At 54.9% G+C, this 12,970-nt stretch carries 11 protein-coding genes and 1 pseudogene; 7 read left to right on the forward strand and 5 right to left on the reverse strand.

Annotated features, from left to right (window positions below):
* Window positions 1-70: 70 nt before the first annotated feature.
* Window positions 71-1,087: a lipoate--protein ligase LplA gene (gene lplA / locus B9P82_RS11275; RefSeq protein ID WP_101700353.1), complete on the reverse strand. Its 1,017-nt coding sequence runs from the start codon at window positions 1,085-1,087 to the stop codon at window positions 71-73.
* Between the two features lie 20 nt (window positions 1,088-1,107).
* Complete coding sequence (locus B9P82_RS11280; protein WP_101700354.1) at window positions 1,108-1,749, reverse strand: YtjB family periplasmic protein; 642 nt, start codon at window positions 1,747-1,749, stop codon at window positions 1,108-1,110.
* A 115-nt stretch (window positions 1,750-1,864) separates the two neighbouring features.
* Here B9P82_RS11280 and serB point away from each other — a divergent pair, with 115 nt between their 5' ends.
* From serB to nadR, 3 genes are all read left to right on the forward strand, one after another.
* Window positions 1,865-2,833 (forward strand): phosphoserine phosphatase, encoded by a 969-nt coding sequence (serB, locus tag B9P82_RS11290; RefSeq protein ID WP_003829946.1) that lies wholly within the window; start codon window positions 1,865-1,867, stop codon window positions 2,831-2,833.
* Window positions 2,834-2,916: 83 nt separating this feature from the next.
* On the forward strand, window positions 2,917-4,299 hold the full coding sequence (radA, locus tag B9P82_RS11295; protein ID WP_016151613.1) for a DNA repair protein RadA: 1,383 nt from the start codon (window positions 2,917-2,919) through the stop codon (window positions 4,297-4,299).
* A gap of 65 nt (window positions 4,300-4,364) precedes the next feature.
* Complete coding sequence (gene nadR, locus B9P82_RS11300; protein WP_016151614.1) at window positions 4,365-5,594, forward strand: multifunctional transcriptional regulator/nicotinamide-nucleotide adenylyltransferase/ribosylnicotinamide kinase NadR; 1,230 nt, start codon at window positions 4,365-4,367, stop codon at window positions 5,592-5,594.
* 99 nt (window positions 5,595-5,693) lie between these two features.
* Here nadR and ettA read toward each other — a convergent pair.
* Window positions 5,694-7,360, reverse strand: a pseudogene (ettA, locus tag B9P82_RS11305) (energy-dependent translational throttle protein EttA).
* A 408-nt stretch (window positions 7,361-7,768) separates the two neighbouring features.
* Between ettA and sltY the strand changes: the two are divergent.
* A complete protein-coding gene (sltY, locus tag B9P82_RS11310) occupies window positions 7,769-9,706 on the forward strand; it encodes a murein transglycosylase (RefSeq protein WP_047358370.1) in 1,938 nt (645 codons plus the stop codon).
* An 89-nt stretch (window positions 9,707-9,795) separates the two neighbouring features.
* Window positions 9,796-10,122, forward strand: coding sequence for a trp operon repressor (gene trpR / locus B9P82_RS11315; RefSeq protein ID WP_019078321.1), 327 nt, complete (start codon window positions 9,796-9,798; stop codon window positions 10,120-10,122).
* 76 nt (window positions 10,123-10,198) lie between these two features.
* Here trpR and yjjX read toward each other — a convergent pair whose 3' ends face one another.
* Entirely contained in the window at window positions 10,199-10,714 is a 516-nt protein-coding gene (gene yjjX, locus B9P82_RS11320; protein ID WP_016151618.1) for an inosine/xanthosine triphosphatase, read from the reverse strand.
* Window positions 10,715-10,766: 52 nt separating this feature from the next.
* On the opposite strand from yjjX, the gene gpmB reads away from it, so the two are divergent.
* Complete coding sequence (gene gpmB / locus B9P82_RS11325) at window positions 10,767-11,414, forward strand: 2,3-diphosphoglycerate-dependent phosphoglycerate mutase GpmB (protein WP_016151619.1); 648 nt, start codon at window positions 10,767-10,769, stop codon at window positions 11,412-11,414.
* Here gpmB and robA read toward each other — a convergent pair.
* The gene (robA, locus tag B9P82_RS11330) at window positions 11,411-12,280 is read right to left on the reverse strand and encodes an MDR efflux pump AcrAB transcriptional activator RobA (RefSeq protein ID WP_003837295.1); all 870 of its coding nucleotides are present in this window, start codon (window positions 12,278-12,280) and stop codon (window positions 11,411-11,413) included. The two genes, gpmB and robA, sit on opposite strands and share 4 nt — an antisense overlap.
* 211 nt (window positions 12,281-12,491) lie before the next feature.
* Here robA and creA point away from each other — a divergent pair, with 211 nt between their 5' ends.
* Window positions 12,492-12,965 carry a protein CreA gene (gene creA, locus B9P82_RS11335; protein ID WP_016151621.1) on the forward strand — a complete coding sequence of 158 codons (474 nt, stop codon included), beginning with the start codon at window positions 12,492-12,494 and terminating at the stop codon, window positions 12,963-12,965.
* Window positions 12,966-12,970: the final 5 nt, after the last annotated feature.

A 12,970-nucleotide genomic window follows, 5' to 3' on the forward strand; every position in this document is an offset into this window, starting at 1 on the left:
GTAGCGCTGCGCTTACCGGGCATACAATCGATGTATGCCGGACCGCCATCCGGCATTTTCAGGCCAGCGTTTAGCTCACTGCACTGGCAATCCACGCTGACAGCTCGCGTAACTCTTTCTCCTGCTGTGGGAAATCAACCAGCAGCGCTTCGCACTCCTGTTGCAGCATATCCGCACGGTACAAACACCCCTGCAGACGACCCGCCAGCGCTTCTAACGGCGCGGGATTGAGGCTGTCGGTAAAGACCTGCGTACGGGTGATATGACCTTTTTCCACGTCGAAATGCAGCTCAACGCCGCCCCAGGTGAAACGCTCGTCCAGAAGATGCGAGAACGCGGGCGCCTGACCAAAATTCCACTCCCAACTGCTCTGACGGGCAAAGGTTTCGGCAAAGTTCGGCAGATCCGGGGTTTTGTCCGGCGAGATAATTTCCGCTTCGACACGTTCGTCGTAGTGGGCAAAAAAGGCTTCCGTGATGGCCTGACAGACCTGTTGATGGGTGATGCCCGGCAATAGCTCCGTTAGATTCGCTACGCGTGAGCGAACCGAGGTGATGCCTTTGGCGGCGAGTTTCTTTTTATCCGGATTGAGATAGTTTGCCAGGCGGCTGAGATCGGCGTTCAACAACAGCGTGCCGTGGTGGAATCCGCGGTCTTTCGTTTCCCGATAAGCAGAGCCGGAAACTTTGCGATCGCCGTCTGGCGTTTTCACGACCAGATCGTTACGCCCGGAGGCGTCGGCGTCTACGCCCAGCGCGTTCAGGGCATGGAGGACAATAGCGGTAGAGATGGTTTTGTCGTACTCCGGTTTACCGGCCATAAAGGTAAAGCAGGTATTGCCTAAGTCATGGAACACCGCGCCGCCGCCGCTGCTGCGACGGGCGAGCCGCACGTTATCTTCTTCCATACGGCGGGTATTACACTCTTTCCACGGGTTTTGCGCCCGGCCAATCACCACCGTATCGGCGTTACGCCACAAGAACAGGACGCGCTGCGTGGCGGGCATCTGGCGAAAAATGCACTCTTCGACCGCGAGGTTAAACCACGGATCGTAAGAGTCTGAGATAAGCAGGCGTAGTGTCGTCATGGTCGATTTCCTTTCTGTTATTACTCTTTCTTCTCGTTATCTTCTTCCTGTACCGGTTTGTTGGCGGTCAGCAGGAAAGGGGATTGCTGCCAGCGGGTGCGCTTGCCTTGCAATAAGGTACGGGTGAGCACCACGCCAATTGCCAGTGACAGAAGCAGCATTAGGCGTAAGATGTTGGTGGTGTTATCCACCTGCTTGGCTTCGGTGGCGAGCGTGTGGGTATCCAGCGTCAGGCGTAGATAGCCCAGCGGACCATTACTTCCCTGAATGGGCTCGACAATCTGCTGGTTAAAATAGCCCCCGGCTTTTTTGCCGTCCAACGCCAGTCGGTCTCGAACGTTGACGCTCTCACCGGTGCGTGTAATCAGGTCTCCCTGTTCATCGTAGACCCCCGCATCCAGAATACGGCTACTTTCCGTGAGCTGCGAGAGTACCGCTTTAATGCGCTTTTCATCCGGCGTTTCGGTACGCATCAGCGGGGCGACGTTCAAGGAGACCTGGCGAGCCAGCGTGCGCGCCAGCTCTTCGAGCTGCGGATTACGCTGCTGTTGGTGGCTTTGACTAAACCAGGACGCGCCCTGCATCAGAGCAACGAGCAGCGCAAGGCAGGACAATACAATCACTGCACGATGAAGTCGGAATTTCAGTTTTGTGCGAGCCATATTCCACCTGCTGAAAATTTGAGACTTAATGTTGCCAGAAGCGCTGGTTACAGGGTAGCCTCATGCGTTATTTTCCCCTGATGATTCCGACCCGAACGATTTTACAGGAGCTTTAATGCCTAACATTACCTGGTGCGATCTACCTGAAGATGTTTCTCTGTGGCCAGGTCTGCCTCTCTCTTTAAGCGGTGATGAAGTCATGCCGCTGGATTACCACGCGGGCCGCAGTGGCTGGCTGCTGTACGGTCGTGGGCTGGATAAACAACGGTTAACGCAATACCAGAGCAAACTGGGTGCGGCGATGGTGATCGTGGCGGCGTGGTGCGTTGAGGATTATCAGGTGATTCGTCTGGCGGGCTCGTTAACGCCGCGTGCGGCAAAACTGGCGCATGATGCCAAACTGGATGTTGCGCCACTGGGTAAAATTCCGCATTTGCGCACGCCGGGTTTGCTGGTGATGGACATGGATTCAACGGCTATCCAGATCGAGTGTATCGATGAAATTGCCAAACTGGCGGGAACCGGCGAAATGGTTGCGGAAGTCACCGAACGCGCGATGCGCGGCGAGCTGGACTTTACCGCCAGCTTGCGCAGCCGCGTGGCGACGTTGAAGGGCGCTGATGCCAATATTTTGCACCAGGTGCGCGAAACGCTACCACTGATGCCTGGCCTGACTCAGCTGGTGTTAAAACTGGAAACGCTCGGCTGGAAAGTGGCAATTGCCTCCGGCGGTTTTACCTTCTTTGCCGATTATTTGCGTAACAAACTACGTCTGACGGCGGCTGTGGCAAACGAGCTGGAGATCATGGACGGTAAATTCACCGGCAACGTGATCGGCGATATCGTCGATGCGCAGTACAAAGCCAACACCCTGACCCGCCTGGCGCAGGAGTATGAGATCCCGATGGCGCAGACGGTGGCGATCGGCGATGGCGCCAACGATCTGCCGATGATCAAAACGGCTGGACTGGGTATAGCGTATCATGCCAAACCCAAAGTGAATGAAAAGACGGAGATTACGATCCGTCACGCTGACCTGATGGGCGTGTTCTGCATTCTCTCTGGCAGCATGAACCAGAAATGATTTAATTGCCTGATGGCAAAGTGACCGTAGGCCGGATAAGCGCCCACGCTGTCCGGTAAACGCGCTAACGAAAGAGGTAAAACGTGGCCAAAGCTCCAAAACGCGCCTTTGTTTGTAACGAATGCGGGGCCGATTACCCGCGCTGGCAAGGGCAATGCAGCGCCTGTCAGGCCTGGAACACCATTACCGAGGTACGCCTTGCCGCGTCACCAACGGTGGCGCGTAACGAGCGGCTCAGCGGCTATGCCGGGAATGCGGGCATCGCAAAAGTGCAGAAGCTGTCTGATATCAGCCTTGAAGAGTTGCCGCGTTTTTCCACCGGATTTAAAGAGTTTGACCGCGTGCTGGGCGGCGGTGTGGTGCCCGGCAGCGCCATCCTGATTGGCGGTAACCCCGGCGCAGGGAAATCAACGCTGCTGCTGCAAACGCTGTGCAAGCTCGCTGAGCAGATGAAAACCTTGTACGTCACCGGCGAAGAGTCTTTGCAACAGGTGGCGATGCGCGCGCATCGACTCGGTCTGCCGACGGCGAATCTGAATATGCTGTCGGAAACCAGTATCGAACAAATTTGCCTGATTGCCGAAGAAGAACAGCCGAGGCTGATGGTTATCGACTCCATTCAGGTGATGCACATGGCGGACATTCAGTCTTCGCCGGGCAGCGTGGCACAGGTGCGCGAAACCGCGGCTTACCTGACCCGCTTTGCCAAAACGCGCGGCGTGGCGATTGTCATGGTCGGCCACGTCACCAAAGACGGCTCCCTGGCCGGTCCAAAGGTGCTGGAGCACTGTATTGACTGCTCGGTGCTGCTCGACGGCGACGCCGATTCTCGTTTCCGTACTCTGCGTAGCCATAAAAACCGCTTTGGCGCGGTGAATGAGCTGGGCGTCTTTGCCATGACCGAACAGGGACTGCGTGAAGTTAGCAACCCTTCCGCTATCTTCTTAAGCCGTGGCGATGAAGTCACCTCCGGCAGTTCGGTGATGGTGGTCTGGGAAGGCACGCGCCCGTTGCTGGTGGAGATTCAGGCGCTGGTCGACCATTCGATGATGGCGAATCCGCGTCGTGTGGCGGTTGGTCTGGAGCAGAACCGTCTGGCGATTCTGCTGGCCGTGCTGCATCGTCACGGCGGCTTGCAGATGGCGGATCAGGACGTGTTCGTCAACGTGGTTGGCGGCGTGAAGGTTACCGAAACCAGCGCCGATCTGGCACTGCTACTGGCAATGGTTTCCAGCCTGCGCGACCGACCGCTGCCGCAGGACTTAGTGGTCTTTGGCGAAGTGGGACTGGCGGGCGAAATCCGTCCGGTACCCAGCGGCCAGGAGCGTATTTCCGAAGCGGCGAAGCACGGCTTTCGTCGGGCGATTGTTCCTGCCGCCAACGTGCCGAAAAAAGTGCCGGAAGGGATGCAGGTCTTTGGCGTTAAGAAGCTTACGGATGCTTTAAGCGTGTTTGACGACCTATAATAAAATACCCGCCGTCTTTCCGGCGGTATTGGGTATTACGTTTATTTTTACAGCAGGAGGCTCTTGTGTCATTTGATTATCTGAAAACTGCCATTAAGCAAAAGGGCTGTACCCTGCAACAGGTGGCAGATGCCAGTGGCATGACCAAGGGATATTTAAGTCAACTGCTGAATGCCAAAATTAAAAGCCCCAGCGCGCAAAAGCTGGAGGCGTTGCACCGGTTTCTCGGGCTGGAGTTTCCGCGCCAGCAGAAGAATATCGGTGTGGTATTCGGTAAGTTTTATCCGCTGCATACCGGCCATATCTATCTTATCCAGCGCGCGTGTAGTCAGGTCGATGAACTGCATATCATCATGGGATATGACGACACGCGCGATCGCAGCCTGTTTGAAGACAGCGCTATGTCGCAACAGCCCACGGTGCCCGATCGTCTACGCTGGCTGCTGCAAACCTTTAAGTATCAGAAAAATATCCGTATTCATGCCTTCAACGAAGAGGGTATGGAGCCGTATCCACACGGTTGGGATGTGTGGAGCAACGGGATCAAAACGTTTATGCAGGAGAAAGGGATCCAGCCTAACTGGATTTACACCTCTGAAGAGTCAGATGCCCCGCAGTATCTGGAACATCTGGGGATCGAAACCGTGCTGGTAGATCCCAAACGAACGTTTATGAACATCAGCGGCGGGCAAATCCGTGAGAACCCGTTTCGCTACTGGGAGTATATTCCTACAGAAGTGAAGCCGTTTTTCGTGCGCACTGTGGCGATCCTCGGCGGAGAGTCGAGCGGAAAATCGACGCTGGTGAACAAGCTCGCCAATATCTTTAACACTACCAGTGCGTGGGAATATGGGCGTGATTACGTCTTCTCCCATTTGGGCGGTGATGAGATGGCGTTGCAGTATTCCGACTACGATAAAATCGCCCTGGGACAAGCCCAATACATTGATTTTGCTGTCAAGTATGCCAATAAAGTGGCGTTTATCGACACCGATTTCGTTACCACTCAGGCTTTCTGCAAAAAGTATGAAGGGCGTGAACACCCGTTTGTGCAGGCCCTGATTGACGAGTATCGCTTTGACCTGGTGATCCTGCTGGAGAACAATACTCCATGGGTGGCGGATGGCTTACGCAGTCTCGGCAGTTCGGTTGACAGAAAAGCGTTTCAGTCGCTGCTGGTCGAGATGCTGCAGGAAAACAATATCAATTTTGTGCACGTTCAGGAGCCCGACTATGACGGTCGATTTTTGCGCTGCGTGGAGTTGGTGAAAGAGTTGATGGGCGAGCAGAGATAGCGTAAATGCCGGATGGCGTTGCGCTTATCCGGCCTACAAGTCGCACTCACCTCGTAGGCCGGATGAGGCGTAACGCCGCCATCCGGCGCTTAACGGTAATTACTTAGAAATACGCTTGTACTTAATACGCTTCGGCTCCAGCGCATCTGCGCCCAGCGTGCGTTTCTTGTACTCTTCGTATTCGGTAAAGTTACCTTCGAAGAACTCAACCTTACCTTCATCCTGGTAATCCAGGATGAAGGTCGCGATACGGTCGAGGAACCAACGGTCGTGCGAGATGACCATCGCGCAGCCCGGGAACTCCAGCAGGGCGTTTTCCAGCGCGCGCAGGGTTTCGATATCCAGGTCGTTGGTTGGTTCATCAAGCAGCAGCATGTTGCCGCCAACCTGCAGCAGCTTCGCCAGGTGCAGACGACCGCGCTCACCGCCGGAGAGTTCGCCTACGCGTTTACCCTGATCAACACCTTTAAAGTTGAAGCGGCCTACGTAGGCGCGGCTTGGCATCTCGGTGTTGCCGATCTTCATGATATCCAGCCCGCCGGAAACTTCTTCCCACACGGTTTTGCTGTTGTCCATGGCGTCACGGAACTGGTCAACGGAAGCTAGCTTGACGGTTTCACCCAGCGTGATGGTGCCGCTGTCTGGCTGTTCCTGACCGGACATCATACGGAACAGGGTAGATTTACCCGCGCCGTTCGGACCGATGATGCCGACGATGGCGCCTTTCGGTACGGAGAAGCTCAGGTCGTCAATCAGAACGCGATCGCCGTAGGATTTACGCAGATTGGTGACTTCAACGACTTTATCACCCAGACGTGCTCCTGGTGGGATAAACAGTTCGTTGGTTTCGTTACGCTTCTGGTATTCGGTGTTGTTCAGCTCTTCAAAGCGTGCCAGACGGGCTTTACCCTTAGACTGACGGCCTTTAGCGCCCTGACGCACCCACTCCAGCTCTTTCTCAATGGATTTACGGCGAGCCGCTTCCTGAGATGCTTCCTGCGCCAGACGCTGATCTTTCTGCTCCAGCCAGGAGGAGTAGTTGCCTTCCCATGGAATACCTTCGCCGCGGTCAAGCTCCAAATCCAGCCCGCAACGTTGTCGAGGAAGTAACGGTCGTGGGTAATCGCCACCACGGTGCCTTCGAAGTCGTGCAGGAAGCGTTCCAGCCACGCAACGGATTCGGCGTCCAGGTGGTTAGTCGGTTCGTCGAGCAGCAGCATGTCTGGTTTTTCCAGCAGCAGGCGGCACAGCGCGACGCGGCGGCGTTCACCACCGGAGAGATTCTCAATTTTAGCGTCCCAGTCCGGCAGACGCAGGGCGTCAGCGGCACGCTCAAGCTGCACGTTCAGGTTATGACCGTCGTGCGCCTGAATGATCTCTTCAAACTTGCCCTGTTGCGCAGCGAGTTTATCGAAGTCGGCGTCCGGCTCGGCGTACTTTGCGTACACTTCATCCAGACCTTTCAGCGCGTTAACCACTTCGGCAACCGCTTCTTCCACGGATTCACGAACGGTATGTTCCGGGTTTAGTTTCGGTTCCTGCGGCAGGTAACCGATTTTAATGCCAGGCTGTGGGCGAGCTTCACCTTCGATATCGGTATCAATGCCGGCCATGATGCGCAGCAGGGTCGATTTACCCGCGCCGTTCAGACCAAGTACACCGATTTTGGCGCCAGGGAAGAAGCTCAGTGAGATGTTTTTAAGAATATGACGTTTCGGCGGAACGACTTTGCCGACACGATGCATGGTATAAACAAATTGGGCCACGTTGGACTCGCCTCTTTATTTATCCCGTCATACTTCAAGCCGCAGATGCGTTGGCTGTGAGTTACTCGGCTCATCCATGAGCCTCGCCCTTGCGGGCCGCTGCTCCGCAGCGTTCAAATCTGTTCCTGACAGATTTGTCGTTCCCCCCAGTCACGCACTATGTACGCTCAGGGGATTTACTCCCTCGCCGCCTTGCTGCAACTTGAATTATTCAGGGCTAATTATTGGTAAATAGTTATCAAAGGCGAAGTGTAGCCTTTTTCATTGCCCAATCCCAGCCAGCAGATCTCACTCGCAACAAAAGTAAAAAAGTGTCCGTGACGTGGCGCATTCTGCAATGTCTGGTTAGCATGAACTAATTAAGCGGCATGATGCTGCACAGACGTAACATGAGAAGAGGAAGAGCTTGTGGACAAAGCCAATCAATTTACCTGGCGCCTGCTGGCGGCCAGCGTATGTCTGCTGACGGTCAGTCAAGTGGCGCGAGCCGATTCCCTGGATGAGCAGCGCAGTCGCTATGCGCAAATTAAACAGGCCTGGGATAACCGACAGATGGATGTCGTAGAGCAGATGATGCCCGGCCTGAAGAATTATCCTCTGTATCCTTATCTGGAATATCGTCAGATTACTGACGATCTGATGAATCAGCCCACCATTACCGTTACCAATTTTGTGCGCGCCAACCCGACACTGCCCCCCGCGCGTACTCTGCAATCACGTTTCGTGAATGAACTGGCGCGACGGGAGGACTGGCGTGGACTACTGGCGTTCAGCCCAGAAAAACCGGGTACCACGGAAGCGCAATGCAACTATTACTTTGCGAAATGGAGCACCGGGCAAACCGAAGAGGCCTGGCAGGGCGCGAAAGAACTGTGGTTGAGCGGGAAAAGCCAGCCGAACGCCTGTGACAAATTATTCGGCGTATGGCGCGCCTCAGGAACTCAGGATCCGCTGGCGTATCTGGAGCGTATTCGTCTGGCGATGAAAGCCGGGAATACCGGTCTGGTCACGGCGTTGGCTGGACAAATGCCCGCGCAATACCAAACTATCGCTTCGGCGATCATCGCGCTGGCCAACGATCCGAATTCGGTGATGACCTTTGCACGCACCACTGGCGCGACGGATTTCACCCGACAGATGGCGGCGGTGGCTTTTTCCAGCGTGGCGCGTCAGGACGCGGAAAATGCCCGCCTGATGATCCCGTCTCTGGCGCAGGCGCAACAGCTGAATGACGAGCAAACCCAGGAGCTGCGCGACATCGTCGCCTGGCGTCTGATGGGTAATGACGTTACCGATGAGCAGGCCAAATGGCGCGATGACGCCATTATGCGCTCGAATTCCACCTCGCTTGTGGAGCGCCGTGTGCGCATGGCGCTGGGAACCGGCGATCGTCGTGGTCTGAATACCTGGCTGGCGCGTCTGCCAATGGAAGCAAAAGAGAAAGATGAGTGGCGTTACTGGCAGGCGGATCTGCTGCTTGAGCGCGGGCGCGAGGCGGAAGCCAAAGAGATCCTGCACCAGCTCATGCAGCAGCGCGGTTTCTATCCGATGGTGGCGGCACAGCGTCTGGGTGAAGAGTACGAGCTGAAAGTGGATAAAGCCCCGGCAAACGTTGACTCTGCGCTGACTCAGGGACCGGAAATGGCACGTGTGCGCGAGCTAATGTACTGGAACCTGGACAATACCGCGCGCAGTGAATGGGCGAATCTGGTCACCAGTCGCACGAAGTCTGAGCAGGCTCAGCTGGCGCGTTACGCGTTCAATAATCACTGGTGGGATCTGAGCGTACAAGCGACGATCGCCGGTAAGCTGTGGGATCATCTGGAAGAGCGTTTCCCACTGGCCTACAAGGATCTGTTTACACGCTACACCAGCGGTAAGGATATTCCGCCAAGCTATGCGATGGCGATAGCGCGTCAGGAAAGCGCCTGGAACCCGAAAGTAAAATCGCCGGTTGGTGCCAGCGGGCTGATGCAGATTATGCCGGGCACGGCGACGCATACGGTGAAAATGTTCTCGATTCCAGGTTACAGCAGCCCGAGCCAACTATTGGATCCTGATACCAACATCAACATTGGTACCAGCTATTTACAGTATGTCTATCAGCAATTCGGCAATAACCGCATTTTTGCGTCGGCGGCCTATAACGCTGGACCGGGGCGCGTTCGCACCTGGCTTGGCAATAGCGCGGGTCGTATTGATGCTGTCGCGTTTGTCGAAAGCATTCCATTCTCTGAGACGCGTGGCTACGTGAAGAACGTGCTGGCTTACGATGCGTACTATCGCTATTTCCTTGGTGATAAGCCGGAGTTGATGAGCGACGCAGAATGGCAACGTCGTTACTGATCGTGTCGGTTGTGTTATGCTATCGTACTCGTTAAAGAGTACAAAAGGGGGAAGCAAGCACGCTTCCCCCGCAACGATGGCGATAACTTATGACTCAGCAATCACCCTATTCGGCAGAGATGGCAGAACAGCGTCACCAGGAGTGGTTACGTTTTGTCGATCTGCTTAAACACGCCTATGAACAAGACTTACACCTGCCCCTGCTCAATTTGATGTTAACGCCGGATGAGCGCGAAGCGCTGGGCACGCGCGTGCGTATCATTGAAGAGCTGCTGCGCGGCGAGATGAGTCAGCGCGAGCTTAAAAACGAGCTCGGGGCGGGGATCGCCACCATTACACGGGGGTCGAACAGCCTCAAATCCGCACCGGTGGATCTGCGTCATTGGCTGGAGCAGGTGCTGCTAAAAAATGCCTGATGGCACTTCGCTTATCAGGCCTAAGGATGTGGCGCGGTTGTGGCCGGATAAGGCGAAGCCGCCATCCGGCACAACGCTATAAATACACTGCGTTATGAAACGGGCTGAGCGCCAGAATCACCGCCTGGTGGTATACGCTTGAGCGCGTCAGCTTGCCCGCGGTAAAGACGCCGATAGCGCCCTCTTTACGGCCAATCTCATCAATACCCGTGTAGTCCGACATCACCGGACCGAGCGCTTCGCCCTGACGGACTCTGTCGAGAATGACAGCTGGCAATGGCAGCGTGGCTGAACGGGCTTCGCCGCGCTGGACGCCATTATCAATCACCACCCAACTGAAGGTCGCATCGTCGTCAATTCCCGCTTCAATAGCGACCCAGAAATCAGCCTGCGGGTGCAGACGGCGCGCATTATCAACGCGATTTCGTGCGCCAGTGCGCGTTTCCTGGTTTCCGAAAGGTTGTTCCGGAACGCCACTCTCGACGGCGACGGGTTCAATATGGCAGGATCCTTCCCCGAAAATCTCTTCAAATGCCCGCAGAATTGCCTGAATTTTGGCAGGATTGGTGGTCGCAGAGATAACCTTGTGCATAATTAAGCTCAGTTTGAAAATTCATCGCATCGCAGTATAACGGAAAAAAAGCATGTTACAGGTATACCTTGTTCGCCATGGCGAAACGCAGTGGAACGCCGAGCGACGTATTCAAGGCCAGTCAGACAGCCCACTGACCGCTAAAGGTGAACAGCAAGCCATGCAGGTGGGCGAACGCGCCCGCACGTTTGGTATTACGCATGTCATCAGTAGCGATTTAGGTCGTACACGACGCACCGCAGAAATCATCGCCCAGGCCTGTGGCTGTGATATCACCTATGACTCACGTTTGCGCGAGCTGAATATGGGCGTGCTGGAGCAACGCCATATCGATACGCTGACGTCGGAAGAAGAGGGCTGGCGTCGCCAGTTGGTGAACGGTACGGTGGAGGGGCGTATTCCTGAAGGGGAATCGATGCAGGAACTGAGCGATCGCGTCCACGCGGCGCTGGCATCCTGTCTGGAGTTGCCGCCGGGGAGTCGTCCGCTGCTGGTCAGTCACGGTATTGCACTGGGTTGCCTGGTGAGTACGATTCTGGGATTACCGGCATGGGCTGAACGTCGCCTGCGTTTGCGCAACTGTTCTATTTCTCGCGTCGATTACCAGGAAAGTTTGTGGCTTGCGCCGGGATGGGTAGTTGAAACGGCAGGGGACATCTCACATCTGGACGCCCCTGCGTTAGACGAACTGCAGCGCTAGCGGCGAATCGGAATCAGGAATTCGCAGCGCAGGTTGATCGGGCGATCTCCCGCTTTGGCATCTTCTGCCGGGTAGTATCGCTCGATATCCTGCCCTTTACGGCGCGTCAGGTTCAGCATTGGCATGCATGTGCCGTAAACCGTCAGGATAAACTCCTGTACACCGGTCCCCAGCCCTTCATAGGTAAACATCACATACTCGCCGCCCTGTAGCAGGATAGGCTGTGCCGACGGCACATAACCATTGGCCTGTTCCGGCGTCAGTGCTGTGGTGTAAAACACTTCCTGCTCGTCATCTTTTTCAATGCTCGGACGCGTTTCGTTCAGCCCGTACAGCACCGGTGGGATCGCAGGAGCCTGGCTAAGGAAGTCGCGCCAGAACTGAATTCGCATTTCATGACGGAAATCTGAAATCTGCTCCAGCGAGCAGGAATAGCTTTGCGTGGTGCCTAGCAGTTGCGTATCTTCCAGCGTGACAAACTCGTGTGCAGGCATGGCAAATTCACCCAGTCGCATAGGCGGGCGAATACCAAACGCGCTCCATTCCGGTGAACGGCGATACAGCGCAGGCGTCTGGGAAAACTGTTTCTTGAACGCGCGGGTAAAGGTTTGTTGAGAGTCAAAGCGATATTGCAGCGCAATATCCAGAATTGGGCGTGCAGTCAGGCGCAGCGCCACTGCGGATTTCGATAAACGACGGGCGCGGATATAGGCGCCAATAGCATGGCCCGTCACGTCCTTAAACATTCTCTGCAGGTGCCACTTGGAATAGCCTGCTTTTGCCGCCACATTGTCAAGCGACAAAGGCTGATCCAGATGACCTTCCAGCCAGATTAATAGGTCGCGAATAATGCCAGCCTGATCCATAAAATATCCTCATCCTTTCAACAACGAGTACCTGACGTCAGGTATGAGGATAATAGCATTTTTTGCTGTTTTAGCATTCAGTGTTTTTTTTGCTCATAAATGCTTTTTTCGATCATTCGAAAGCGTGATTATTGTAATCCTGTGATCTGTATACGTTTTATCTTAGAATGTCGAATAATTACACAGAGTAACTTTTAAAAATGGTAACAATATGAAATATAAGAGCTTAATCATTTCCTCAATTCTGCTGATGCTGGCGCAGGTCGCCCATGCGGAGCAGATTGGATCTGTCGATACGGTGTTCAAAATGTTTGGGCCGGATCATAAAATTGTGGTCGAAGCGTTTGACGATCCTGATGTTACCAACGTGACCTGCTACGTGAGCCGGGCGAAGACCGGCGGCATCAAAGGTGGGCTGGGGCTGGCGGAAGATACCTCCGATGCCGCCATTTCCTGTCAGCAGGTGGGGCCGGTAGAACTGAGCGACAGAATCAAGAACGGCAAAGCGCAGGGCGAAGTGGTATTTAAAAAACGTACCTCGCTGGTGTTTAAATCCTTACAGGTCGTGCGTTTTTACGACGCGAAACGTAATGCCCTGGCCTATCTGGCCTATTCAGATAAAGTGGTCGATGGATCGCCCAAAAATGCCATCAGTGCGGTGCCCATCATGCCGTGGCGGGAATAACAAGG

The organism is Citrobacter sp. L55, assembly GCF_002850715.1.
GTDB lineage: Bacteria > Pseudomonadota > Gammaproteobacteria > Enterobacterales > Enterobacteriaceae > Citrobacter > Citrobacter braakii.